This is a genomic window from Bradyrhizobium sp. B117 (assembly GCF_038969555.1).
In the GTDB taxonomy this organism is placed as follows: domain Bacteria; phylum Pseudomonadota; class Alphaproteobacteria; order Rhizobiales; family Xanthobacteraceae; genus Bradyrhizobium.
In genome coordinates this window covers 9,412,262-9,436,070 of sequence record NZ_CP152414.1, presented here as the reverse complement: position 1 = coordinate 9,436,070, position 23,809 = coordinate 9,412,262, and the positions used below count along the sequence as shown (strand labels likewise).

Annotated in this window: 23 protein-coding genes; 12 read left to right on the top strand and 11 right to left on the bottom strand. The window is 64.1% G+C overall.

The annotated features are described in order from the left end of the window. Nucleotides 1–46: 46 nt before the first annotated feature. From AAFG16_RS44805 to AAFG16_RS44795, 3 genes are all read right to left on the bottom strand, one after another. Nucleotides 47–2,008, bottom strand: a complete 1,962-nt coding sequence (locus tag AAFG16_RS44805) for a methyl-accepting chemotaxis protein (RefSeq protein ID WP_342735547.1) — start codon at nt 2,006–2,008, stop codon at nt 47–49. Between the two features lie 198 nt (nt 2,009–2,206). Next, nucleotides 2,207–3,361 (bottom strand): acyl-CoA dehydrogenase family protein, encoded by a 1,155-nt coding sequence (locus AAFG16_RS44800; RefSeq protein WP_342735545.1) that lies wholly within the window; start codon nt 3,359–3,361, stop codon nt 2,207–2,209. 85 nt (nt 3,362–3,446) lie between these two features. After that, nucleotides 3,447–3,911, bottom strand: a complete 465-nt coding sequence (locus tag AAFG16_RS44795; RefSeq protein WP_342735543.1) for a GNAT family N-acetyltransferase — start codon at nt 3,909–3,911, stop codon at nt 3,447–3,449. Between the two features lie 79 nt (nt 3,912–3,990). Between AAFG16_RS44795 and AAFG16_RS44790 the strand changes: the two genes are divergently transcribed. Beyond that, nucleotides 3,991–5,628 (top strand): amidase family protein, encoded by a 1,638-nt coding sequence (locus tag AAFG16_RS44790; RefSeq protein ID WP_342735541.1) that lies wholly within the window; start codon nt 3,991–3,993, stop codon nt 5,626–5,628. Nucleotides 5,629–5,663: 35 nt separating this feature from the next. Here the strand turns inward: AAFG16_RS44790 and AAFG16_RS44785 are convergent, their stop codons facing one another. Further along, entirely contained in the window at nt 5,664–5,933 is a 270-nt protein-coding gene (locus AAFG16_RS44785) for a hypothetical protein (protein ID WP_342735539.1), read from the bottom strand. Nucleotides 5,934–6,127: 194 nt separating this feature from the next. Here AAFG16_RS44785 and AAFG16_RS44780 point away from each other — a divergent pair, with 194 nt between their 5' ends. The 3 genes from AAFG16_RS44780 to AAFG16_RS44770 all read left to right on the top strand — a co-directional run bounded on the left by AAFG16_RS44780 (nt 6,128) and on the right by AAFG16_RS44770 (nt 8,269). Beyond that, nucleotides 6,128–7,081 carry a tetratricopeptide repeat protein gene (locus tag AAFG16_RS44780; protein ID WP_342735537.1) on the top strand — a complete coding sequence of 318 codons (954 nt, stop codon included), beginning with the start codon at nt 6,128–6,130 and terminating at the stop codon, nt 7,079–7,081. Nucleotides 7,082–7,087: 6 nt separating this feature from the next. Next, nucleotides 7,088–7,606, top strand: a complete 519-nt coding sequence (locus AAFG16_RS44775) for a hypothetical protein (protein WP_342735535.1) — start codon at nt 7,088–7,090, stop codon at nt 7,604–7,606. Nucleotides 7,607–7,855: 249 nt separating this feature from the next. Continuing rightward, entirely contained in the window at nt 7,856–8,269 is a 414-nt protein-coding gene (locus AAFG16_RS44770) for an SRPBCC family protein (RefSeq protein WP_283082530.1), read from the top strand. Nucleotides 8,270–8,283: 14 nt separating this feature from the next. On the opposite strand, the gene AAFG16_RS44765 is transcribed toward AAFG16_RS44770, so the two are convergent. The 4 genes from AAFG16_RS44765 to AAFG16_RS44750 all read right to left on the bottom strand — a co-directional run bounded on the left by AAFG16_RS44765 (nt 8,284) and on the right by AAFG16_RS44750 (nt 11,942). After that, a complete protein-coding gene (locus AAFG16_RS44765) occupies nt 8,284–9,816 on the bottom strand; it encodes an FAD-dependent monooxygenase (RefSeq protein WP_342735532.1) in 1,533 nt (510 codons plus the stop codon). 401 nt (nt 9,817–10,217) lie between these two features. Further along, a complete protein-coding gene (locus tag AAFG16_RS44760) occupies nt 10,218–11,117 on the bottom strand; it encodes an alpha/beta hydrolase (RefSeq protein ID WP_342735530.1) in 900 nt (299 codons plus the stop codon). Nucleotides 11,118–11,367: 250 nt separating this feature from the next. Further along, a complete protein-coding gene (locus tag AAFG16_RS44755; RefSeq protein WP_283082527.1) occupies nt 11,368–11,604 on the bottom strand; it encodes a hypothetical protein in 237 nt (78 codons plus the stop codon). Nucleotides 11,605–11,732: 128 nt separating this feature from the next. After that, the gene (locus AAFG16_RS44750) at nt 11,733–11,942 is read right to left on the bottom strand and encodes a hypothetical protein (protein ID WP_342735526.1); all 210 of its coding nucleotides are present in this window, start codon (nt 11,940–11,942) and stop codon (nt 11,733–11,735) included. Between the two features lie 170 nt (nt 11,943–12,112). Between AAFG16_RS44750 and AAFG16_RS44745 the strand changes: the two genes are divergently transcribed. The 3 genes from AAFG16_RS44745 (at nt 12,113) to pip (ending at nt 15,302) form a co-directional block, all read left to right on the top strand. Then, entirely contained in the window at nt 12,113–12,802 is a 690-nt protein-coding gene (locus tag AAFG16_RS44745; RefSeq protein ID WP_342735524.1) for an aspartate/glutamate racemase family protein, read from the top strand. A 304-nt stretch (nt 12,803–13,106) separates the two neighbouring features. Next, entirely contained in the window at nt 13,107–14,276 is a 1,170-nt protein-coding gene (locus AAFG16_RS44740) for a serine hydrolase (protein WP_342735522.1), read from the top strand. Nucleotides 14,277–14,348: 72 nt separating this feature from the next. Continuing rightward, a complete protein-coding gene (gene pip, locus AAFG16_RS44735; protein WP_342735520.1) occupies nt 14,349–15,302 on the top strand; it encodes a prolyl aminopeptidase in 954 nt (317 codons plus the stop codon). Between the two features lie 17 nt (nt 15,303–15,319). On the opposite strand, the gene AAFG16_RS44730 is transcribed toward pip, so the two are convergent. Beyond that, on the bottom strand, nt 15,320–15,616 hold the full coding sequence (locus tag AAFG16_RS44730; RefSeq protein ID WP_342735518.1) for a hypothetical protein: 297 nt from the start codon (nt 15,614–15,616) through the stop codon (nt 15,320–15,322). 516 nt (nt 15,617–16,132) lie between these two features. Here AAFG16_RS44730 and AAFG16_RS44725 point away from each other — a divergent pair. From AAFG16_RS44725 to AAFG16_RS44705, 5 genes are all read left to right on the top strand, one after another. Then, nucleotides 16,133–16,969 (top strand): hypothetical protein, encoded by an 837-nt coding sequence (locus AAFG16_RS44725; protein WP_283082521.1) that lies wholly within the window; start codon nt 16,133–16,135, stop codon nt 16,967–16,969. A gap of 154 nt (nt 16,970–17,123) precedes the next feature. After that, nucleotides 17,124–17,654, top strand: a complete 531-nt coding sequence (locus tag AAFG16_RS44720; protein ID WP_342735516.1) for a hypothetical protein — start codon at nt 17,124–17,126, stop codon at nt 17,652–17,654. Nucleotides 17,655–17,782: 128 nt separating this feature from the next. Continuing rightward, on the top strand, nt 17,783–18,781 hold the full coding sequence (locus tag AAFG16_RS44715; RefSeq protein WP_342735514.1) for an MBL fold metallo-hydrolase: 999 nt from the start codon (nt 17,783–17,785) through the stop codon (nt 18,779–18,781). Continuing rightward, complete coding sequence (locus AAFG16_RS44710; RefSeq protein ID WP_342735512.1) at nt 18,778–20,025, top strand: hypothetical protein; 1,248 nt, start codon at nt 18,778–18,780, stop codon at nt 20,023–20,025. Before AAFG16_RS44715 ends, AAFG16_RS44710 begins: the two co-directional genes overlap by 4 nt. Beyond that, entirely contained in the window at nt 19,980–21,008 is a 1,029-nt protein-coding gene (locus AAFG16_RS44705) for a hypothetical protein (protein WP_342735510.1), read from the top strand. Before AAFG16_RS44710 ends, AAFG16_RS44705 begins: the two co-directional genes overlap by 46 nt. Nucleotides 21,009–21,196: 188 nt before the next feature. Here the strand turns inward: AAFG16_RS44705 and AAFG16_RS44700 are convergent, their stop codons facing one another. Next, nucleotides 21,197–22,027, bottom strand: coding sequence for a sulfite exporter TauE/SafE family protein (locus AAFG16_RS44700; protein ID WP_342735508.1), 831 nt, complete (start codon nt 22,025–22,027; stop codon nt 21,197–21,199). Between the two features lie 392 nt (nt 22,028–22,419). Further along, nucleotides 22,420–23,772: an IS1182 family transposase gene (locus AAFG16_RS44695; RefSeq protein ID WP_342735506.1), complete on the bottom strand. Its 1,353-nt coding sequence runs from the start codon at nt 23,770–23,772 to the stop codon at nt 22,420–22,422. Nucleotides 23,773–23,809 lie beyond the last annotated feature (37 nt).

The window sequence follows — 23,809 nt, the reverse complement described above, 5'->3', positions numbered from 1 at the left end:
AAGGTGGCGTGCTACCTCGCCCCGTTCTTACGGGGAGAGGTAAAGACTACGCAGCCCGCAACCCCGCCAAAAACGTATCCACGCTCTTCATCAGAGCTGATGCATGGTGCCCAAGCTCACCCGAAGCCACCATCACATTGCCTGCCAGCGCGCGCGACTGGTCGGCGGCCTGGCTTGCGCCGGCGACATTGGCTGAGACGTCGGTGGTGCCGGCCGAGGCCTGCTGCACGCTGCGGGCGATCTCGCGCGTCGCCGAGCCCTGCTCCTCCACGGCGGCGGCGATTGTCGTGGCGATGCCGCTGATCTCGCGGATGGTGTCGCTGATCCCGGAGATGGCGGTGACGCAATTGCCGGTCGCGGCCTGGATCGCCGAGACCTGGCTTGCGATCTCGTCCGTCGCCTTCGCTGTCTGGCTGGCCAACTCCTTCACTTCCGATGCGACGACGGCGAAGCCGCGGCCGGCCTCGCCCGCGCGCGCCGCCTCGATCGTGGCGTTGAGCGCCAGCAGGTTGGTCTGGCTGGCGATCTCGCTGATCAGCCGCAACACGTCCCCGATCCGCTCGGCGGAGGCCGCAAGGCTCGTGACCATCTCGGTCGTCTCGGTCGCCTTGACCACGGCGTTGCTGGCGACCTCGCTGGAATGGGTGACCTGACGGCCGATCTCGCTGACCGACGAAGCCAGCTCTTCCGTAGCTGCCGCGACCGCATTGACGCTGGTCGAGGCTTCCTCGGAGGCCGTCGCCGCGGCGGAGGCGCGCTGCGAGGTGCCGTTGACGCTCGACGTGATCTCGCCGGCAACGTTTTGCATGCCCTCGGTCGCCTTGGCGACCGCGGCGACCACGCCCTTGACGTCGGCTTCGAAGCGGTCGGCCATCTGGCGCTGCAGCGCCTGCTTCTCGATCTCCGCCTTGGCCTTGTCGGCCTCCTGCGCTTCGCGCAAGGCACCGGCCTCGAGCATGTTCTGGCGGAACACGTCCACGGCCTTGGCCATGGTGCCGAGCTCGTCCGGGCGCTCACTGCCGGGAATGGTGACGCTGGTGTCGCCGCTCGACAGCCGGTTCATGACAGCGGTGATCGCGGTGAGCGGCCGCGACAGGCCACGTCCGAGCAGGAATGCCAGCAGGATGGCGGCGGCGAGGATCGCGACCGTGCCGAGGATCAGGTTGCGCTCGGCGGTGGAGAACGCGGCCTCGTATTCCGTCGTGTCCTTGATGATCTCGAGCACGCCGACCGGCTGCCCCGCATAGTTCTTGATCGGCCCGGCATAGACCGCGACCGGATGACCGTCGAGCTCGGCCTCGCGCAGCAGCGGCGCGCCGTCGATCGCGGCCTTCAGCTCGTCCGGCTTGGCGACCGCGGTCTCGAAGGTGGAGGACAGCTTGTTCAGGTTCTTGCCGTCTACCGAATAGACCGCAAGGTCGATGCCAAAGCGCTTCTTGGCGCGGTCGACGAATTCCTTGCCGAAGGCGGCGCCGATGTCGACATTGGCGATGTTCTTGCCGTCGCGCACGATCGTCGTCATGCCGAAGATGCCGAGCGCCTCGCGGCCGGGCTCGACACCGACGATCTGCCGGCCGGTCTTGAGCGCCTCGACCACGGTGGCGCGGCGTGCCGAGACGTCGTCGCCGAAGCTTTTTGGTGTGTGCACGCGATAGAACGAGACCGCCGGCGGGAGCTGGAAGGTGATCAGCGGGATACCCTGCGCCTTCAGCGCCTTGTTGGCGTCGCCGAGCAGGATGCCGAGCGCGTCGCGGTCGCCCTTGACGATGGCATCGCCCACCGGCGGCAGCGCTGCAATCGCGGCAGAGACTGCCAGCGCCGAACGGCCCTCATAGTCGATGGCCGCGATCACGCTGTCATATTGCAGCTTGAGCTGCTGATCGAGCGCGAGCCGCGTCAGCGCCCGCTGCTGGGTGATCGAGAAGCCGGAGAGGATGGCGCAGGCGACTGCGACGGTGAGCGCGATGGCGAGGATCAGGCGGGCGGCAATCGACTTGATCTTGAACATCAGAAATTCCCAGGCATTCCCAAAAAGCATTTCCAATTCTTGCTTTGGCGGAAAGGTCCCAGAAATTGCTTAACAAGAAGGGCAGGGCGGCCTCCGTGTTTCCACGGAATCGCACTCCTCCTTTTGCATGACTCAATGCAAGGGGCGCATGGAGAGCGTGGTCATTCGTCGCAAGCGAACAGCACCGCGACTTCCCGACTATCGGTTTTCGGCAAGGATCATCTTACCGACGTCCTCGTAATGCGTGTCGCGCGCCTGGATCTGCTGCGCGATCGCGTGCATGTCGCGAAAGCGGCGCTCGAATGGATGGCTGCGGAACACAGCCGTCGCGCCGGCCATGTGATAGGCGGTGTCGACCACGCGTCCCGATTGGTGGATGGTCCAGGTCGCCGCCAGCCGCACGGCGCTCCGATGCGCCGCGCTGAATTCGCCGGTCGCTGAGAGATCGCGCCACATCGCATTCGCCGTCGCATAGAGATAGGCGCGCGCGGCGCGCAAATCCGCCTCGGTGCGGCCGATCAGGCCCTGCACCGCCCCGTTGTCGCGCATGGCGCTTCCCGCGAGCGACTGATGCTTTGCCCGCGCCAGCGCGATGGCCGCCTCCAGCGTGGCGCGCGCGACGCCCAGTGACACCGCGGCGAAACCCAAACTGAATGTCGAGCCGGTACCGATCTTGTAGAGTGGCCCCTTCTCAACCAGCGCAGCCGGCACGTCGCGGAACGCGGTGAAGCGCTCGGGGATGAAGAGGTCGCGCACTTCGTATGAGTCCGTGCCGGTGCCGGCGAGCCCGATCGCCTGCCAGACGTCGTGCAGCACGGCGCTTGCGAGCGGAAACAGGATGGTGCGCACCTCCGGTGATCCCTCGGCATTTTTGCGCGGCACGCCATCGCTACCGACGATACGCACATGCGCGCCCAGCCAGCTCGCCTGCCGCGAGCCCGAGGCAAAATCCCAGCGCGCGGTGACGCGATAGCCGCCCTCGACGGCGTGCGCTTCATGCGCGATCGCGCCCCAGGCGAGGATGCCGGGCGGTGTGTTGAAGATTTCATGCGCGGTATCGTGATCGAGCCAGGCCGCGATCATCGCACAGACGCTGCATTGGCCGAGGCACCACGCCGTGGACGCATCCGCCTTCGCGAGCTCCTCCAGCATCTGCATGAAGCTCTCGATCGGGGCTTCCGCGCCGCCGAGGCTTTGCGGCAGCAGCGCGCGATAGAGGCCGTTGTCGATCAACGCGGCGACGACCGCCGGCGTCAGCCGCCGCGTCCGTTCGATCTCGTCTGCCTCGCCCGCGATCAGCGGCGCGAGGGCGCGGGCACGTTCGACCGGACCAACTCCCGGAGTTGCGTTCATGCGCGCTTCCTCGCTCCTTCTGCCGTGAGCGGTGAGATGCGCGATGGTGATCTATTTGATGTCTGGGATCAAGACGAAGAAGCGGTCATTCGGACCGGTCATCCAGCTGCCGCTCCATGATGATCGTGCGCTCGTCACCATGATAGCTGTCGCGCACGGCACTGAACCCGAGCTTTGCATAGAAAGCCTCGGCCGTGACCGACGAAGGGACGGTCAGCAATGGAATGTTGCGCTCGCGCGCCGTGCGCGCGATCTCCGCCATCAGCAGCTTGCCGATTCCGCGGGCCTGAACGTCGGGAGCGACGAAGACCGTGCGGACCACGCTTCCGTCGAGGCTTGCCGTTCCGACGATGCGGCTGCCGATGCTGGCAACGAAAACGCGGCGCCTTCGGATCAGCTCCCGCACGGCGTCGGGACTGAAGCTGCGCGCGACCCGCGCGATGATCTTGTCCGTATAGTCCTTTGCGTTCGTCTCGCGCAGCGCACGCAAGATCACGCCGCTGATGTCAGCTGCGTCGTCCTCGCGTGCGGGCCGGATCGTGTAGTCCATGGCAATCGGCTTGTCGCGGAATTGCAGTTAATGCTACCTTTGGTAGCATATTCGCAGGATACCGTCCAAGAGGCACCTTATGACGAAGCCATCCCGGCGCGATGCTCGCTCCGCCCCGGCCGTCACACGCGCCGCGGCGACCGGGCTGGAGCTCGAGGACGCGTCCATGGGCGACATCGTCGATGCGTTGGCAAGCGGGCACGTCACCGCCACGGCGCTGACCGAGGCCTATCTCGCGCGCATCGAGGACTGTGACCGCAACGGGCTCATGCTCAACTCCGTGCGCGCGCTCAATCCTGACGCGCGCGCGATAGCAGGCAAGCTCGACGGCGTCAGGCCGTCGGCCAAACGGCCGCTCGCCGGCGTGCCGATCCTGCTGAAGGACAACATCGCGACCGGGGACAAGCAGCCGACCACGGCGGGCTCGCTGGCGCTCGAGGGGGCGCGTGCCAAGGCCGACGCCACCATCGTCAAGCTGCTGCGGGATGCCGGCGCCGTGATCCTCGGCAAGGCGAACCTGACGGAGTTCGCCAACATTCTCGCGATCGATATGCCGGGGGGTTATTCCTCGCTCGGCGGCCAGGTGAAGAACCCTTACGTGCCGGCGCTGCTGGATGATCGGGGCATCCCGGTCGTCGATCCCGGTGGCTCGAGCTCGGGTTCGGCGGTCGCTGTCGCCGCTGGTCTGTGCGCGGCCTCGATCGGCACCGAGACCTCGGGCTCGCTGCTGCACCCTGCCAGCCGGAATGGCCTCGTCACGGTAAAGCCGACCGTCGGTTTGATCAGTCGTGCCGGCATCGTGCCGATCGCGCACAGCCAGGACACCGCGGGGCCGATGACGCGCACCGTGCGCGATGCGGCGATGCTGCTGAATGTGCTGGCTGCCAAGGACCCGCTCGATCCCGTGACGGAGCGGCAGCGCAGGCCGGCCGACTACACCGCCGGCCTCGCGCGCGATGCGATGAAAGGCGCACGCATCGGCGTGCCGAGCGACCCCGCCGATCCCTTGAACGATCCCTACTACAGCAAGCTGCCGACTGACGGTGCCAGGTTGATGGCCGAGACCATCAAGGTGCTCGAGGATCTCGGCGCCGTCATCGTGCGGGCCAGCATGCCGGCGGCGGGCTGGATGAGCGGACCGGGCACGATCATGGCGGTGCTCAATCGCAATCCGCTGAGCGGCAACAAGGGCAATGCGGTCACGCAGCGGATCGTTTTCCTCTATGAGCTGAAGCACGATCTCAATCTCTACCTGAAGGATTGGGCGACCCACAGCGACATCAAGACCATCGCGGACATCGTTGCCTTCAACGCGGCTCATGCCGACAAGGCGCTGCGCTTCGGTCAGGACCTGTTCCTCGCCGCCAACAGCACCAGGGGCGATCTGAGCGAGCGCGTGTACAGATCGGCGCGCGCGATGGACCTCCTCGCCGCCAGGACGCGCGGCATGGACGCCTACATGAACCAGCACAGGCTCGACGCCGTCCTGTTCCCCGGCGCGACTGGCGCGGCGATCGCCGCCAGGGCGGGCTATCCCAGCGTCGCGGTACCCGGCGGTTTCGTCTCGGGAGCCGACGGCAAGGACACGCCCGACTATCCGCTCGGCGTCACCTTCGCCGGCCGCGCCTGGAACGAGCACAAGCTGCTGCGCCTCGCCTACGCCTACGAGCAGGCGTCGAACATGCGTAAGCCGCCGCCCGGTCTGCCCGCGCTTTGAGTGCAGTGACATCGGGTTCGGCCGAAGGGCCCGCCTCAGCCGTTCGGCAGCCACCACCCGAAGATCGCAACGACGAGGCACGCCGCGAGGCACACGGCCTGGCGCCCCATCTCCATCCAGTATTGGACCGGCGCGGTGTCCCGCTGGAAAACCAGCCGCGACCAGTCCAGCAGCCAGTCCACGAGATCGGGACTGGAAGCCCTCATTTTGCGCTCGGTATAGCCATCCCGCAGCATGCGGACGCAATCGACGCACAGATAGACCGCAACGATGCGGGCGACGACCTCACACAGGAAGAACCGCATGCATGGACCCGTTTCATTGCTGTCGCGCCTCGATCGGCGGGATACACGATCGTGCATGGGTGCGACCTGGTTTGGTGTGGCCGGCGTTGCGGTTGGTTCAACCGGAGAGGCCGGGCGCCCGGATTGAACCTGTCCGGCGTCCGGGCGCACCAACGGCGCGTAAGTCCCGAAAAGCCGCGACGAAGGAGCGTGCGATGAAGGCCCTGAAAGCATCGATCCGTGTCGCGGTGACAGCGCTCGCCCTGAGCCTGTCGTTTGCCGCGCCGTCCCATGCCGAAGAGGACGAGGCGGGCGCGCTCACGCGGCAAATGAAGCAGCTTTACCGTGCCGGGAAGTACACCGAAGCGCTGCCATTGGCCCAGAAATCCCTGGCCCTTCGCGAGAAGGAGTTCGGCCCCGACGACGCGAACGTCGCGATGCCGCTGAATGACCTCGGCACGATCCACTACAATCTCGGCCAATACGCGGTCGCCGAGCCGCTATACAAGCGCGCCCTGGCGATCCGGGAGAAGACGCTCGGTGCGGATCATGCCGAAGTCGCGATGGTGCTGAACAATCTGGGCGATCTCTACCGCGCGGAAGAGCGTTACGCGGAAGCGGAGCCGCTTCTCAAGCGGTCGATCGCCATTGGCGAGAAAACCAATGATCCGTCGATGGTGCTGGCGTTGAGCAATCTCGGCGCCGTCTACAGCAATCAGGGCCGCTACGACCAGGCTGTACCGCTGTTCAAGCGAGGCCTCGCCGTGCTCGAGAAGGCGCTCGGACCGGACGATCCCGAAGCCACGGTGCTGATGAACAATCTGGCCGACGCCTATATCAATCGGCATCGCTACGCCGATGCCGAACGGCTGCTCAAGCGGTCGATCGCGGTGACCGAGAAGGCGTTCGGTCCCGATCATCCCGACGTCGCGCAGGCGCAAAACAATCTGGCCGCGCTCTATGCGCGTCAGGGCCGCAACGCCGAGGCGGAGCGGCTGTTCAAGCGGTCGGCGGCCGCGATGGAGAAGACCCTCGGTCCGAACCATCCGGACCTCGCAGGTGTCCTGGAGAACCTCGCCGGTTTCTACCGGGATCAGGGGCGCTATGCCGATGCCCAACAGACCCTCAAGCGGTCGATGGCCATTCGCGCGAAGACAAGGCCGATCTGACCTGCCATGCGCGACGTGATTCCCGCCATCGCCAAAAATCGCTCGCTTCGCTCCATTCTCCTGGGCCTGCTCGCATTTGCCTTCATGGCGAATGCCTCGCCCGGTATGGCCAGCGAATGGCGTTACGGCTGCCGGGGCGTGCTGCCGAGCGGCGATGCACCGGTCATCATCTTCAATCGTTCCGCGCTGATCATGTTGCCGAAGGGCTGGGTCGGCGGGCCGCTGCTTGGTGCGGTCAACGATGAGCTTTTGAGCTCGAGCTTCCGCGCAGCCGACAACAATTCGGGGCTTGCCACGAAGATGGTGTTTTCGCGTGACGACCATCCCGACGAGAAGCTGACCCTGACCGAGACGTCGTCGAAGACGATCTCCGATGTCAATCGTCCGGCCGGCCATCAACCGCGCTCGGAGCAGATCACCACCTACCGCAAGGTCTATCGGTGGGTCAGCGACGGCATCTATCAGGGTCCGTACGACATCAAGATGGACTGCGTGAATTACGAGCTCTCGGCGCCCCGTCGATAGCTTTGCGCGGGGAATGCGAAGCGCCCCTACAGGCTCGAAGCTCCGGATCAGCCGGAGCCAACAGCCGGCAGACACGCCGACGACACTTTTTCAATTTTTTTGCGAATTGACGGCCGCACCATGTCGGCACGGACCGGTCTCGATCGTCCTTGGGGAGACACGTCCCGGGACGTGCTGGACATGGACCCGGCACCTGTGGAAGTGATTTCGTCAATTCGAGTCGTCAAAGCCGCAACTGGAGCAATGCCCATGAGGATCACCGTCGAAACCAGCGTCGCCGCCCCCATCGATCAGGTCTGGCGTGCCTATACGACGCCTGCCGACATCGTGAAGTGGAACGCCGCGTCCGACGATTGGCACACGACCAAGGCCACGGTCGACCTGCGGGAGGGCGGCCTATTCTCGTCGCGCATGGAGGCCAAGGACGGCAGCATGGGCTTCGACTTCGCCGGCACCTACACGACGATCGTCGAGCACAAGCTGATCGAATATGCGTTTGGCGATCGCAAGGCCGAAGTCGAGTTCGTCCCCGGTCCGAAGGGCGTCACCGTCCGCGTCGTCTTCGATGCTGAGACGACGCACTCGGTCGAGCAGCAGCAAGGCGGCTGGCAGGCGATCCTCGACAGTTTTGCGCGATACGTCGAGGCGAAGAAGACGTCGTAGGCGCGTGCAGGGCGCTACGATAGCCTCACGGGTTCACCGAACCATCGCACCATAGCGCGAGCCGCCTCCTCGAGGTCAGGCGGCTCCCCGCCGGCCCACGCCACGATGCCGTCAGGGCGCACCAGCAAAGCGCTCAATCCCAGCCGATCCTCAGGCTCGCTTGCAACATGATCGATCCGGTCGATCCAGCGGCGCGCAAGCGCCTGCAGCGATGGCCGGGCGTCGAAGTCCAGCAGCAGCCCTCTTCCTGTCCTGAGCAGCTCGGCCAGCCGTCTTCCGTCGGCGAGCGCGAAATCGGGCGCGCTGCGGCCCGCCAGCGGATGGGCATCGCCGAGATCGTAGCGGAGCGAGATGCCCCAGACGCGCTCGGCGAAATAGGTCGCGCCGTCGCGCGTGTCGATGAGATCGCGGATGATGGCTTCGAGTGCGCGCGAGCTCCTGCTCGGACGCATGAGGGCGACCTGGGCGCGCGACCAGTCGAGGATCTGTGCTCCCACCGGCTGCCGTTCAGCCCCATAGGTGTCGAGCAGGCCGGCTGAAGCATTGCCGCGAATGGTCGCGGCGAGCTTCCAGCCGAGGTTCATGGCATCGCCAAGGCCGAGGTTCAGGCCCTGGCCGCCGAGCGGCGAATGGATGTGCGCAGCGTCGCCCGCCAGCAGGACGCGGCGCTTGCGATAGCAGGTCGCCTGATGGGCGCGGTCGGTCCAGGTGGTGGCGAGGGGAAGGGCCGTCACGTTCACGTCGAGGCCCGAGACCTTGCGCAGCACCGCCTCGATATGGCCGCGGTCCGGATCGCTGCGGTGGGCGGCACCACCGTCGAAATCGACCATGGCGATCGTGCCAGGGGCCGCAAATGTGTACATGCCCGACGCCGTGTAATGGCGGCCCGGCGCGAGCACGCCTGGGTCGGCCAGCTCGGCCAGCGCGGAATAACCGGTGAATTCCGGATCGGTGCCGGTGAATTCGAAACCGGCGGCCTTTCGCACTATGCTGCGTCCGCCGTCGCAGCCGACCAGCCAGCGGCCCTGGACCATTCCGCCAGCCGTTTCAACGGTGACGCCATCGTTCGATTGCGTGAGAGACTCGACGCCGCAGCCGCGCCGGATCTCGACGCCCAGCGTCCCCGCGCACATGGCGAGAACGGCCTCGATGCTCGCCATGTCGGCCGCGATGCTGCCGATCGGACCGGGCAGGCGATACGGCCATTGCGCGCTGTCGATCTGGTCGTGGAAGAACTGGATGCCGGCAAAATGGCCGCCCGGGCGGCGCTGCTGCTGCATCCAGTGCGCGGCCGCCGGCGTGTCGCGGCCGGCGGCGCGGCGTGTGAGATCATCCAGCAGGTCGCGGCGATCCAGGCTCTCGATGGTCGGCACTGAAAGCCCGCGCAGCCCGAACGGCAGGCCCTTGAGCGGCGAATGCGGATCTTGCGCCTGTTCCAGCGCCAGCACTGAGCAGCCCGCAAGCCTGAGCTCGCAGGCCAGGAACAGGCCGACGGGACCTGCGCCGGCAATGATGACGTCATAGGGAATGGTGTCGGGATTTTGCATGAAAAGCTCCGTTGTCGATATTCGACTGTCGATGTTCGACCGGAGCGTTTCCCGAACCCGAGGACCTCACGGACGAACGAGGGATCGCCTGACCGGCGACCGTTGTTCGTCGTGGGGATCTCGGGCGCGAGGCCAAAGACCAGAGCTTTCGTTACCGAAAGGACTTGGGCTTACCAGACCAAGTCTGCCTTTTCCGACATGGCCATTTAGCGTCGGGGCGCGGCCGCGTCAACGGGCGGTCGGCCGCGCTTCGCAGAGTTCATCGATCTTCCGTGCCATTTCGGCCGCAGTCGCACTTCGCTAGAGCGTGATCCGGAAAAGTGCGCAGCGGTTTTCCGAAAAGATCATGCGCAGACAACAAGCCAAAGCGCGATGACGATCCATCCTGATCTCATCGCGCTTTAGTGGCTCGCGATGAAGGCGAGCACGGCCACGTCATAGGCGTCAGGGGCTTCTCCTGGAACAGTGTGAGATGAGCCGGGGATTCTTACGCGAGTTCGTTGAGGCAGGCATTGTTCCAGTTCGTCAGCGATGCGCTGGAAAAACTCGGGACTGCGCTCACCATTTGTCAAAAGCGTCGGCACTGAAATGCGCTTTGCCATGTCACAGGTGAACACCGGACGTGGACGGGTACTGGTCACGTCTGCGACGGAAGACAGCGCATTGTCGGACATCATCCTGCGATCACTCTCGGACCGCCGGTCGTAGGTGCCGGGTCCGCCGACAGCTTCCGCAAAGAGCCGGAGCCCGGCATCAATCTCGCCATTTCGGAATGCCTCCCGTGTGGACGCAAACCGAACGTTCCATTCCTTCAGGATCTCCGTACCTCCGGCTGCTCCGGTGAGCAACCCGGTGGCCGGGGGTTCATTGATGATAAGCGTTTTCACCATCTCAGGGTGATTGGCGGCGAAGAACAGTGCGGCATGTGCGCCGGCTGAGTGGGCAACGATGTGAGCTTGCTTTATGCCGAGCCCCGACAGGATAGCGGCCAAATCCTCAGCGTGAACATCTGCCGCGGCATCAGGCAGACCGTCCTTGCTCGTTGCATTCGGAAAATGATTTTGCCGGCTGTAGGAGATGACACGGTGATTTTTCGCGAACACCGGAACATGCGCATTCCAAAAGCGATAGTCCTGAAGTCCGCCGTGCACCAAAACAACGGGATCGCCTTGCCCAGCCTCGATATAGGCGAACTGCACGCCGGCGACGCTTATCTGCTTGACGTCATCTCCGATAGCTGGCGCCACATACCAAGGACAGAGAATGAGACCGGCTATGAGGACTTTGGCCCAGAAGTGCATGGCAAGCTCCCTGCATCTGAAAGTAGAGAAGATATCCCGACGATGGAAGGTCGGCCATGCGACGTTGCGTTGCATGTATCAACGAACCGCGGCTTGACAGCCCGAACGAGCAGCAGGAGCTCGATAAAGTCCCCTGTTGCGTTAGGCTCTACCCGCGACGTCCGCTGCGGGGGCAGTGGCGGACAGCGCGGCGGCGAGCGCCGACGACCGCCTCGGCTCAGAAGTGGAGGTCGGCTGCAAAATCCCCCGATCAGCAGCCCCGGCAGATGCCGGCGATCCTGCTGTCGATGTAAGCATCCTCCTGATCCAGCGGTCCCATCGTCGTCGCGGGAACGTCCGATGCGCGCGGCTGGCGATGACCGACCGGCGCCGTCCAGGGTCGGGTGGTCGTTTCCTTTCCGGCCGCCGCCGGATGGAACGATTGTGCCGACGCGGCGCCAAGCGTCGATGCAAGGGCGAGCACAAGCAACAGCTTCGAGGTGATCATCGAGGCCTCCAAATGGCGTCCGCGCGAGATGCGCGGTTCTGACATCCAGATTTGCGCCAGCGACCTGTTATTCCGTTCCTAGCGGAGGCGTGATGCTGCCGTGACCCGCCTTCCGGAACGACGCTTGGTCAGACCGGGGCCTTGCGGCCGATCAGGCCGAACACGATCATGACGAGGCTGATGCCGCCGACGGCGCCGGAGACCTCCCCGACCGTGCGCATCAGGGCGACAGGATCATTGGACCACAGCGTCATGTCGCGCATCGACAGGAAGAACAGCACGGCCAGCACCAGCAGCACCGTGCCCACCGCAATCAATCGCCAGTTTCGTTTTCGCATGCCAGATGCTCCGCCGTATCGCCCGTGAACGGGCGAGGCCGATCCCTACGCAGGGGATAGTGTCGTTGAAGCCGGATCGGGTTCAATGCACCCGTTGCTCCGCATCGTGATGGCGAGCTCCTCTCTCATCGTCTACGATCCGGTCGGGACATTTCTTGAAAGGCACGAGGATGCGAACCATTGGCCTGATTGGCGGCATGAGCTGGGAGAGCACCGCGCTCTATTACAAGCTCATCAACGAGCGCGTCCGCGATCGGCTGGGCAAGCTGCATTCGGCGCCGCTGCTGCTGTACTCCTACGATTTCCAGGAGATCAAGCAGATGCAGTATGCCGGCCGTTGGCAGGAGGCAGCATCCAGCCTTGCCGAGGTCGCGCGCCGCCTCGAAAGCGCTGGCGCGCGCGCCATCGTGCTGTGCACCAACACGATGCACAAGTTGGCGCCCGAGATCACGTCGAAGCTGACCATTCCCTTCATCCACATCGGCGACGCGACGGCTGAGCGCATCCGGGCCAAAGGATACCGGCGCGTCGGATTGCTCGGCACGAAGTTCACAATGGAGGAGGACTTCTACATCGAGCGGCTGCGCGCGCATGATCTCGGCGTCCTCGTTCCTCCCGCAGACGCGCGCGTCGACGTCAACCGCATCATCTACGACGAGCTGTGCGTTGGCGTCACCGCGGAGCCCTCGCGCCGCCGCTATCAGGACGTGATGGCGGCGCTGGTCGCCTCGGGCGCCGAGTGCATCATCCTCGGCTGCACCGAGATCACGATGCTGGTCGGGCAGGGTGACACGACGGTCGAGACATTCGACACGACCGCGATTCACGCGGAGACGGCGGCCGATTTTGCCATCGGGTGATGGCGATGTCGGTGGTGCCGGAGGTTTGCCATCTGAAACGGAGATGTCGGCCGACGTCGGCTATGGTCTTCATGCTGACTCCATCCACCCCTCGTGATAGCATGCCTCTCGTCACCGGCCCGCAAGTCGTTCTCACAAGCGCACACGCGACGAGGTGTGAGGAGGAAGGCCAATGAGTTGGGGAGCGCTCTGCAGGCCGCGCAGTTGCCGCTGGCTTTTTGCGTCTGTCATTCTCGCCTCCGCGCTCTCGGCGCCCTTGGTTTGCGCAGAGGACCTCCGAAGCCCCCTCGGCGAGCCGGGGCCGGTGTTTTCGGACAGCGGCCCCGATGCCGAGCTTTACGGCGCGGCGTCCGGCTATCCGGTCGGTACGCGGGGGACCACCGCCCGGCTTGACCAACTGGTCGGGGTCTACAGCCATTTTGGCGAGATCTACCCGTCCCGTCCGATCGCGCGCGCGACGACGCCCTGGCAGTTCAAGCGCGCGCCGGAGCCATCGATCGCCTACAGTTTCGGGTCCGAGCGGCTGAGCATCGCGGATTATCTCAAGCGCAACCCGGTGACGGGACTCCTGATCGCCAGGGACGACACCATCCTGTACGAGCACTATCAATATGCGCGGACCGACCAGGACCGCTTTCTCTCGCAGTCCATGGCCAAGACGCTGGTGGGCATGCTGGTCGGGATCGCGGTCTCGGAGGGACGGATCAAGTCGATCGACGACCTCGTCTCAACCTACGTCCCCGGCCTTGCAGGTAAGGAATATGGAAACACCTCCATCCGGGCCCTGCTGAATATGTCGTCGGGCGTCGAATTCTCGGAAGTCTATGACGGGAACGATGACATCGCCCGGCTTGGGCGAGCCTTGTTCATTGAAGAGACGAAAGACCCCGCCGCCGCCGTCGCGCAATTCAATACAAGAACCGCACCGCCGGGTACCCGGTGGCACTATGCCAGCGCGGAAACCGAGATCCTCGGCCTCGTCCTGCGCGCCGCCACGGGTACGCCGGTTGCCGACTATTTCCACGACCGGATCTGGAATGCCATCGGCACTGAAGCGGATGCCTCATGGGCGATCGATAGCGGCGGGCAGGAGATTGCGTTCTGTTGTTTCAACGCGACCTTGCGCGACTATGCGCGTCTGGGCCGGCTGCTCGCACACGACGGCGCCTGGGACGGTCGTCAGTTGATTCCTCGGCAGTGGCTGCTGGATGCCACGACCGTCAGGCCGGAGGATGGCCATCTCGCGCCGCGCGTGGCCACGCCCTATTTCGGCTACGGCTATCAGGTCTGGCTCCTCCCCGGCGAGCAGCGCAGATTTGCCCTGATCGGCATCCGCGGCCAGGTCATCCTGGTCGATCCGGCCTCGAAGCTCGTCATGGTGCACACGGCCGTTCGCCAGAAGCCGTCCGAGCCGGGAGCCCTCAGGGAGCCGCTCGCGTTGTGGTCCGCCGTGCTTGGGCAGCTCGGGCAATGAATTGCCCTGGCGTCGCGCGATAGGATAGGAAGGCTTCCCGAAGTCCCTCGATCCAACTCAAGAGAAAAAGCGATGGCTCAGTTCCCGCCCATCGAGCCGTATGAGCATGGATTGCTGGATGTCGGGGATGGTCACCGGATTTACTGGGAATGTTGCGGCAATCCCACCGGCAAGCCGGCGCTTTTCCTGCATGGCGGTCCTGGCACGGGTTGCTCTATCGGGCAAAGGCGGTTTTTCGATCCGAACGTCTACAAGGCCGTGCTGCTCGATCAGCGCGGCTCCGGTCGGAGCCTTCCGCTTGCAAGTGAATCGGGCGCGGACCTGGCAAGCAATACCACCCACCACCTGATCGCGGATATCGAGAGGCTGCGCGATCTGCTCGGTATCGAAAGCTGGATCATCCTCGGCCTGTCCTGGGGAACCACGCTCGGCCTTGCCTACGCGCAAGCCCATCCGCGGCGGGTGAAAGCGATGGTGCTCGGTTTTGTGACTACGACATCGCGTGACGAGGTGCAGTGGATCACCCACGATGTCGGGCGCATCTTTCCAAGGGAATGGGAGCGCTTTTCCGATTTTGTCCCCCGGCGTCTGCGCAGCCTCCCGCTCGTCGATGCTTACGCGATCATGCTGGCGGACGCCGACGAGGCGGTTCGCGATGCAGCCGCGCGGGAATGGTGCCTCTGGGAGGACGCGCACGTCTCGCTGACGCCGGGACATCAGCCCAATCCGCGATATGACGACGCGGAATTTCGGCTACGATTTGCCCGGCTCGTCACGCACTATTGGCGCAACGCGGCGTTTCTCGAGAATGGTCGATTGATCCGCGACGCAACGAAGCTGAACGGCATTCCCGGCGCCTTGATTCACGGCCGTTTCGACGTCTCTGGACCGTTGTCCACGGCCTGGCAACTGCACAGGCGATGGACGACCAGCAGGCTGCATGTTCTCGGCGACGCCGGCCACGGTGGCGGCGATGAGTTCATGCCCCTGGTGATCCGAGCGCTGGATGAGTTCGGGAAGCTGTAGGAATGCGGGCTGCGGACTTATCGTCCGGGCTCGCTCGTTTTCGGTGGCATGACAACGGCGCCAGCGTTCGGGTGATGATCGTCGGCGAGTGCCTTCTTCCGGGCGCCATCACCTCGCATTCGTCCATCAAACAGGAACGGCGTTGTTCCATTCACGCCGGCAACGGCCGGCGCGCTCGGCGGTCCGGACCTGGTACCCTGCGCGTTGGCCGCGGTGCCCGCCAGCGCCAATGCAAACACGATTGCTAAAAGCATGATCCGGACCCGAAGGACCGCGTTAGCGCAAAGTGCGAAGCTGTTTTCCGGAAAGATCATGCGTAGCCAACAGCCTAAAGCGCGATGACGATTCATCCACATCCCATCGCGCAATTCTTTTCGTCGAAGTTCGTCTCGCGTGAGCGAACATCAGGCAATGCAGTGTCAATATGGGGCTCAGAGACGCGCTCGGCTTATCTGAGCGGCTCGGGTACGATGAACACGAAGCTATGATCATTGCCAAGTGTCAATCGCACCTTGGGCTTATCGGCATGACTGCATTGGTCGTCGTCGGAGGCATTTGCGCTGCTGTTTTCGAATACCTTAAGCTTTAGCGAAAGCAGCATTGGGGCGGCGTCCGGCTTCCCTCAGGCAGCAGACGTCGCGACGGCTCTCGTGGTGTTCAGCTTGGGGCCAGGACCATAGCTCGGGACATCCTGTTCCAAGAGCACGCGGGGTCGGCTGGCATGCCCCGCACCGCGGCCATGTCACGGGCGCACGCGCATAGGGGAATTTGGTGTTGGGTCTAAATGCTGTTTAATAATGGACGGGGGTCGCCATTTTGGTACGTGCGCAATGACCGGAACTGCCCTGAACGTTGTGTCCTTCCTGTTTCTCGGTTTTTTCCTCGGGATGCGGCATGCGACCGACGCCGACCACGTGGTCGCCATTGCCACGATCGTCAGTCGCGAGCGCAGCATGGCGGGCTCGGCGCTGATCGGCGCCGCCTGGGGCATCGGGCACACCATGACGGTGATGGCGGTCGGCGCGGCGATCATCGTGTTCGGGGTCGTGATCCCGCCAAAGCTCGGTCTGTCGATGGAATTCGCCGTCGGCATCATGCTGGTCCTGCTCGGCATTCTCACCTTGACCGGGATGGGCCGGGCGGTGGGCGCAGCCCATGCCCATGCGAGTATCCCAGGCGGACATTCGCACGATCTTCACGATCACCTGCATGCGCATGGCGACTACGTGCACACGCACCCACACGGTCATGACTCGGATGCGCACGGGCACGCCGAAGACCAGACGCCGCTGGCGCAGCTCGACCGCAGTGCGTTTGGGCGAATGGCGGTCTATCAGTGGCTGCGACCGTTCGTGGTCGGTCTCGTGCACGGTCTTGCAGGATCGGCCGCCGCAGCCCTGATGGTGCTGTCCATCATCCGCGAACCGGTCGCAGCGCTTGGCTATTTGCTGCTGTTCGGGCTCGGCACTGTGGTCGGTATGATGCTGATCACGCTGATCTTGTCAGCGCCGTTCGCGTTCACCGCCGTCAATTTGCCGAAATTCAATTGGCGGCTCCGTGTGGCGTCGGGCCTGATCAGCTTCGTCTTCGGAGTGATCCTGATCTATGCCATCGGCTTTGCCGAAGGCGGCCTGTTCACCGACGCGCCGAGTTGGGAACCGCGCTGACGGCTGGCGCACGACATCAGCGGCAACATGCGTTTCCGCAAGACCTGTTTCGGTTGACCATCGGGGGAACCGAGAGATACAGTGTCGCAACGACAAATTGAATGGAGGATACGCCATTCGGACGATCGGCATGCCCGGTAGGCGGCCGTTGTTGTTGGCCGGCGTCGTTGTGGCGCTCGCAGCAACCACCGGTGCCGCGTGGCTGCACGAGATCCGGCCGCGGTCGGTGGCGGAACCCACGGCGCAAACCAGCGGAGCACGAGCCGAGAAAACCCAGCCGCCGGCATTGACCGCGGATGAGGAACGCTTCGCGACAGAATTATGGGCCCTCCACCGGGAGGCAACCCGGTCGGCGGTAGCGATGAGCTTTGCCGGCATCTCCTATCAGACCGACGATCGGGACCCACGCGCGTTCGCACGAAAGATCGAGCCGCTGGCGAAATTCTTCCATGCCGCCGAAACGCAGGTCCGCACCATGAATGCGCCGCCGTCGCTGTCCGGGACGCAAGCGCAATATGTCGGCGCCATGGCGCTCTACGCTAACGCCGCCGCCGAAATACTGAAATTCACCGAGGATGGCGACGCGCAACATCTCGGCGAGGCCCACCGCATGGATGTGAGGGCTTCCGAAGACATGCTGCGCGTCGGCGAAGTGCTGTGGCCGGGACAATACAAGCCGCATTGAAGCGTTTTCGGCTGAAGTGGAGGCCGGTTCGCATCGAGACAAGATAAGGCCATCGAATCGCAGGTGAAGAGACAAGCGCAGTCCAATCTCAATCAGGTAAGCTCAAAGAAGCTGCAGGGAGGAAGACAATGAGAAAGCGTGCGTTACGAACCCGTCCGTTCGCGTGGGCCGCAATGATGGCGGGGCTGGCGTGCCTGTTCAGCGCGGCTGCACAAGCCCAGCAACCGGTCTGTTCGGCATGGCTGATCGAGAGTAGCCGTTTCATGAACGTCCCGTTCGGATCGTTCATGCCGGATCGTGCTTTCGTGCCCGGCAGTACCAAGCCGGAGAGCAACATTCCGAGCGTCGATCTCCCGGTCAACATCGGCGTGATCAAGTGCGGCACCGAGTTGATCCTGTATGATACCGGCTGGAAGCAGCAGGACTATCTGAAGATGACCGGGTCGGAGCACTGGGCTCCGCTGCCGGACCAGTTGAAGGTTCTCGGCTTGAATGCCGCCGATGTCACCAAGGTGGTGATCGGCCACGCCCACTGGGATCACGCCGGCCAATTGTCCGACCTGCCTAATGCCGTACTCTACGTCCAGCGCGAGGAACTCAAGGCGATCGAGTGGGCGCTCAACTATCCAGAGCCGCACATCCGGGCGGTCAACTCCGATCCCGGCGGCTGCAATCGTACGCCTGCTTGCGGCTACATGCCGCTCACCATCGAGGAAGTCTACGGCAAGGTGCTGAAGGGCAAGGCGGTGATCGTCGACGGCGAGATGGAGATCCTGCCGGGCGTGCGGATTCATCCGGCGTTCCGCGCCCATACCGCCGGCTCGCAGCTGCTCGAGGTGCCGACCAGCATCGGCAAGCTGGTGTTCGGCTCGGATGCGTTCTCGTCATACGAGGGCATCCGCGACTGGATGACGGCGAACGTGCAGCAGACCGACACGGTCCAGCAGTTTCTCTCCTACGAGAAGTGCTACAAGATCACCGGCGGATACAACAACTGCGTCGCCGCCCACGAGCCGCTGAGCTACACCGAAAAATATCCGCTGACGAAGAATTCCTGGGTCGCGTTGAACGGCGGACGGATGGCCGAAATTGCGCTGGCGCCGGGTGAGAAATCGCGCAAGCCATGAATGGTGTGCTCGGGGTGGGACCAGCCTTCCCAGCCCGACCGCTTCTTATTGAAGCTGGAAAAAAGCAGATCGGGTTGCGCCGATTGGCCCTATGGGTGCGTCAGTTGGCGTTCGCGCTCGCCTGCATGTTGCTGTCCGGCAGTGCGTCGTCGCATGATGCGAGCAGCTATGGTGGCGTGTTTCGTTCCCGCGATCTCGGCGCGGCTTGGCTCAATGCGGATGTCGGTCTGTTTCTCAATGCTGCGCTCGTCATTGCTGTCGATCCACGCGATTCGTTGCACCTGCTGGTCGGCACCGACCTCGGCATCCTGAGTTCGCGCAATGGCGGGCGCAGCTGGGTGCCGGAGGGGCCCGGCGTCATCATCGGCGCGGTATTTGCGCTCGCCTTCTCGCCGGACGGTGAACTGGCCATGTGTGCGGCCACCAGCGGCGTTTTTCTTCGTGACCAGAACGGCTGGCGGCGCGCCGAAGCGCCTTCTTCCGCGATCCCTGCGCGGGCGCTGGTCGCGGGGGCAGCGAAGGATCGCTTCTATCTGCTCGGCCGCAGCCGGCTGTTCGCGAGCCAGGATGGCGGCCGCAGCTTTGCCGTCGTGCCCGGATTGTCGCAAACGAGCGAGATGACGGCGCTAGTGGCGATCCCGGGATCGGCCGAACTTCTGGCGGCCGTGATCGACAGCCGGGCGATGATCAGCGACGATGGAGGGCGCAACTGGCGCAATACCGGTTTTGGCGGCGCGGATGCGCCGGTCGACATGATCGCGGCCGATGCGACGCGGCCGCAACGCATTTGGGCGGCGGCAGGCGGCCGGATCGTCGTCAGCGATAACCTCGGCGCCGATTGGCATTCCGTCGGACGTTCGCTGACTCAGGCGGGAGCGAGGGTGCGCGGAATCGCGGCGAGCGCCGACGCAACCACGCTCGTGGTCTCCTCCGATCGTGGCGTCTATCGCAGCGAGGACGGCGGTCAAACCTGGGCGCCAAAAGAAGACAACCTTCCGATCCATATCGAGGCCGGGCCGCTCGCCCGCGATCCGAACGATGCGGGTGTGATCTACGCGGTGTTCTCGCTGATGCCCTATGCCGAAGTCTGGCGAACTGCCGTCGAAGGCGGCAACCTGCTGGCGCGCATCGACCCGATCAGCCTCGCCGGCGGGCTCTCGTTCTGTGGGCTGATGCTGATCGGCGGCGTTCTCGCGGCGTGGCACCTGTCGCGCCGGCGCGCCACCACACATTCGCCGCGATGATCCGCGCATGGCCGCTGATGCTGCGAATATCAGCCGGGGTGCTCGGCATCGCGGTGTTGGCTGGAGTCGCGTTTCTCATCATGCGCGCCGTGCCGGTGCAAAAATTCGTCGAGTACCGCATGAGCGAGCCGCAGGATGCCCCGATCGCGATTGCGGCAGGCGCCGACGGCAGCATTTGGTTCACCATCGACCATGCCGATGCGATCGGCCGTCTGCGCGACGGCCGCCTCGAGCGGCTGCCGACGACAAACCGCAACGTCGAGCCCCTTGGCCTGGCGGTCGCCGCCGACGGCAGCGCCTGGTACACCGACCTCGCCGGACGCGCCATCGCGCGCGTCAGCAGCGCCGGCGAGATCGCACGGTTTGCGTTGGACACCCCGATTGTGCGCCCCGGGCGGCTGACGCTCGCGCCCGACGGCGCGGCCTGGTTCGCCGAGCCGACCGGCTATGGCGTGACCCGGCTGAAGGACGGCGTCTTTACCCGCCACCAGATCGATTCCGCACGCGGCGGACCCTATGGGGTCGCCGCGACGGCCGACGGCGCCATATGGGCGACGCTGCAGAACGGCAACCAGCTGCTCAACCTCGCCGCCGACGGGACCAGCCGGACAATCGATCTCCCGCGCCGCGGCGCCGTACCGACGGATGTTGCCGTCGGCTCCGACGGCTCGGTGTGGTTTCTGCAGTTCCGCGCCAATCGCATCGGGCGCTTCAAGGATGGACAATTCTGGGATGTCGAGGCGGCCCGCGAAAATGCAGGCCTCAGCGGCATTGCCGTAGCTCCCAACGATGACGTCTGGTTCGGCATGATGCGCAGTGGAAGCCTCGGGCGGTTGCGCCACGGCCGCATCACGGCCTTTGCGCTTCCCCGCGACAACGCCCGGCCGTTCAGTGTTGCGGTCGATCGCGACGGCAATGTCTGGTACGCCGACATCAGCGGATATGTCGGCATGCTGCCGGCCAGGTATGCGGGTGCGCGGTAACAGTGGATTTCAAGGTGGATTTGGAGTTTTTATGGTACTCGCGGCAAACCCAGTAGGGTGTGCCGCTAGAGCATGATCCGAAAAAGTGCGCAGCGGTTTTCCGAAAAGATCATGCTCAAACAACAACCTAAAGCGCGATGACGATCAATCCTAATCTCATCGCGCTTTAGGTGGTGCGAACTACGGATTCAGCCCGCTGGCAGCGCTGCCAGCTCGGACACCGCGCGGATGGTCAGCACCACGCCCATGCCGACGATCAGCAGGCTGGTGGCGATCTGGAGGCGGATCATCCAGATGCTGGCCAGCCAGTCGAGCACCTTCTCGCCGACCTTCGCGGCAACGATGCCCACCACCACGAGCGTTGCCGCGAAGCCGAGGCTGAACACCAAGACGGTGATTAGGCCTAGGAGGACTTTTCCGCTCGACAGCGCGCCGAGCAGCAGCGCGAGCGCGGCTGGATCGGGGAGTAGGCCGCCCGCAATACCCAGCGCCAGCAGCACTGGGAGTTTCGGACGGTTTTCGGCCACGACATCCAGCCGGTGGGCGTGGACCTTGCCGAATCCGTGGCTGTGCCAGATCACAGGCTCGCCGTGCCCATGGCCAGGCGGGTGGTCGTGACCCGCGTCATGCGCGTGGTCGTGAGCATGGTCCTGCGCATGAGCATCCGCTCGATTGGCGACCTCGCCTGGCTCGCCCATCGCGAGCGCCACCAGATCGCGCTGCGTCCACAACATCCATAGGCCGAGCACGATCACTAGGATGCCGACCGCGGCCGCCAGGTAGGCTTCGATGCGCTGCGGCCGGAGCCAGGTCGAGCCGAGTGAGGCGAGCACGCCGACCAGCACGATTCCGCTGGTGTGGGACAGCGTGACGAAAATTCCCAGGATCACCGCGTCGATCGGCTTGCCGCGCGCGCCGACGATGTAGGCGGCCGCGATCGTCTTGCCGTGACCCGGCGTCGCCGCATGCGCGGCGCCCGCCCAGAAGCTCGACATGACGAAGAACAGGAGTTCCCGCATTGAGGCAACCGTCAGTTGGCCGGCTACGGCCGTGGAATTTGCCACTTTAACTCGGTCAAGAATCCCATCAAGGCGGCCAAGAGACGACGGGTTGAATTCGTCACTTGCTCTTGTCCAACAACAGCCCGTTTCGGTCGTTGCCCCTCCAGCAAACTGGCCCCAGCAAGTTATGCCGGAAGGACATTCCTACATTCGCAGGACCGAGCCAACTTCCGCGTTGGGTCAAAAGCGGGCGTCAGCTTATCTGTGGGGCGGCGTCCGGCTTCCCTCAGACAGCAGACGTCGCGGCGGCTCTCGTGGTGTTAAGCTTGGGGCCGATTTCGTTGAAAAAGTCTGCAGTAGTCCGATGTATTGGCGCCAGCTCCGAAGCGGCTTAGCGGTTGGTCCCCCCGCTAAGCGGGCCTGGGGATTTGCATCGGGATCAGCTTGGCCATCTTGCGAAGGTTCTGAGCGGTGGCTGCGAGGGTGAACTCGTCACGCGCGCCGTTCGGGCCTCTTAGTCGCAGGCGATCGAGCTTGAGAATGCGCTTGAGGTGCGCGAACAGCATCTCGATCTTCTTGCGGAGCCGACGCGAAGTGCGGCCCTCCAATGATCTTGCGATCTGGCGCGCCATGTCGCGAGCGCCCTCGTAGATCGAGCGCGGCACCCTCCGTGAAGGCTGCTTAGGGCAACACCGGGACTTCAATGCGCAGCGATCACAATCATACTTGCTGGCGAGGTAAAGCATGGTGGCGCCATCATTCACCAGCGTTCCGGTCGTGGTAAGAACTTTACCGCTGGGACAACGGTAGAGGTCCCCGGCATGGTCATAGGTGAAGTCATCGCGCGAGAAGATCCCGTCTGTGCGGGCGGACTTGTCGAAGACTGTAACGTGCGGCTCGATGCCGTGCTCATAGACCAGCCAGGCAAGCATCTCGGCCGAGCCGTAGCCGCTGTCACCGAGGAGCCGGTTCGGATAGAGATCGAACCGTTCGAGCGAGCGCTCAATCATGCGTTTGGCGGCCAACACCTCCGCCTGCCGGATTGCCGTCGTCGCCTCGACATCGACGATGATCGCGTTCTCGACGTCGATCAGGTAGTTCGTTGAGTAGGCGAAGAAGGCTTGGCCACCGTGCGCCCCGGTCCAGCGCGCCGCTGGATCGGAGGGTGACACGAACTTCGGCGTGACCTCAGTCGCCGCTCCGAAAGCGGCATCATCGAGGACAGCCAGATACTCATCGATCGCTCGGCCGGCAGCCTCCGGTGGAAGCCCCTTGTCGCCTTCGATCCCCTTCTGCCGATTGGCATCGGCCTTGATCAGGCTCGCGTCAACGGCAAATCCTTCTCCGCCGACCAGTCGCTCCTCGATGCAGCGGCCCAACACGCTCTCGAATACGCGACGGAAGAGGTCGCTCTGCCGGAAGCGGCCATGCCTGTTCTTAGAGAATGTCGAGTGATCCGGCACCGCGCCATCCAGACCGAGCCGACAGAACCACCGATAGGCCAAATTGAGGTGAACCTCATCGCATAAGCGCCGCTCCGATCGAATGCCGAAGCAGTAACCGATCAGCAGCATCCGGATCATCAGCTCGGGATCGATCGAAGGTCGACCGATACTGCTGTAGAAAGGTGCCAGGTCCTGCCTGACCTGTTCAAGGTCGACAAATCTATCGATCGACCGGAGCAAGTGGTCGGCGGGAATATGCCTATCGAGCGAAAACTCATAGAACAACGCAGCCTGTTCGACTTGCCGATGCCCCATCATGATCTTCAGTCCTGCCAATTAGACAGACTGAATCACT

Excerpts from the sequence above, each read along its gene's own strand:
- AAFG16_RS44715 (WP_342735514.1), top strand. The coding sequence starts at position 17,783 with ATGAGAAAGCGTGCGTTACGAACCCGTCCGTTCGCGTGGGCCGCAATG.
- AAFG16_RS44710 (WP_342735512.1), top strand. The coding sequence starts at position 18,778 with ATGAATGGTGTGCTCGGGGTGGGACCAGCCTTCCCAGCCCGACCGCTT.
- AAFG16_RS44795 (WP_342735543.1), bottom strand. The coding sequence starts at position 3,911 with ATGGACTACACGATCCGGCCCGCACGCGAGGACGACGCAGCTGACATC.
- AAFG16_RS44780 (WP_342735537.1), top strand. The coding sequence starts at position 6,128 with ATGAAGGCCCTGAAAGCATCGATCCGTGTCGCGGTGACAGCGCTCGCC.
- AAFG16_RS44765 (WP_342735532.1), bottom strand. The coding sequence starts at position 9,816 with ATGCAAAATCCCGACACCATTCCCTATGACGTCATCATTGCCGGCGCA.
- AAFG16_RS44805 (WP_342735547.1), bottom strand. The coding sequence starts at position 2,008 with ATGTTCAAGATCAAGTCGATTGCCGCCCGCCTGATCCTCGCCATCGCG.
- AAFG16_RS44760 (WP_342735530.1), bottom strand. The coding sequence starts at position 11,117 with ATGCACTTCTGGGCCAAAGTCCTCATAGCCGGTCTCATTCTCTGTCCT.
- AAFG16_RS44695 (WP_342735506.1), bottom strand. The coding sequence starts at position 23,772 with ATGATGGGGCATCGGCAAGTCGAACAGGCTGCGTTGTTCTATGAGTTT.
- AAFG16_RS44755 (WP_283082527.1), bottom strand. The coding sequence starts at position 11,604 with ATGATCACCTCGAAGCTGTTGCTTGTGCTCGCCCTTGCATCGACGCTT.
- AAFG16_RS44750 (WP_342735526.1), bottom strand. The coding sequence starts at position 11,942 with ATGCGAAAACGAAACTGGCGATTGATTGCGGTGGGCACGGTGCTGCTG.
- AAFG16_RS44775 (WP_342735535.1), top strand. The coding sequence starts at position 7,088 with ATGCGCGACGTGATTCCCGCCATCGCCAAAAATCGCTCGCTTCGCTCC.
- AAFG16_RS44730 (WP_342735518.1), bottom strand. The coding sequence starts at position 15,616 with ATGATCTTTCCGGAAAACAGCTTCGCACTTTGCGCTAACGCGGTCCTT.
- AAFG16_RS44785 (WP_342735539.1), bottom strand. The coding sequence starts at position 5,933 with ATGCGGTTCTTCCTGTGTGAGGTCGTCGCCCGCATCGTTGCGGTCTAT.
- AAFG16_RS44700 (WP_342735508.1), bottom strand. The coding sequence starts at position 22,027 with ATGCGGGAACTCCTGTTCTTCGTCATGTCGAGCTTCTGGGCGGGCGCC.
- AAFG16_RS44770 (WP_283082530.1), top strand. The coding sequence starts at position 7,856 with ATGAGGATCACCGTCGAAACCAGCGTCGCCGCCCCCATCGATCAGGTC.
- AAFG16_RS44790 (WP_342735541.1), top strand. The coding sequence starts at position 3,991 with ATGACGAAGCCATCCCGGCGCGATGCTCGCTCCGCCCCGGCCGTCACA.
- pip (WP_342735520.1), top strand. The coding sequence starts at position 14,349 with ATGGCTCAGTTCCCGCCCATCGAGCCGTATGAGCATGGATTGCTGGAT.
- AAFG16_RS44725 (WP_283082521.1), top strand. The coding sequence starts at position 16,133 with ATGACCGGAACTGCCCTGAACGTTGTGTCCTTCCTGTTTCTCGGTTTT.
- AAFG16_RS44800 (WP_342735545.1), bottom strand. The coding sequence starts at position 3,361 with ATGAACGCAACTCCGGGAGTTGGTCCGGTCGAACGTGCCCGCGCCCTC.
- AAFG16_RS44745 (WP_342735524.1), top strand. The coding sequence starts at position 12,113 with ATGCGAACCATTGGCCTGATTGGCGGCATGAGCTGGGAGAGCACCGCG.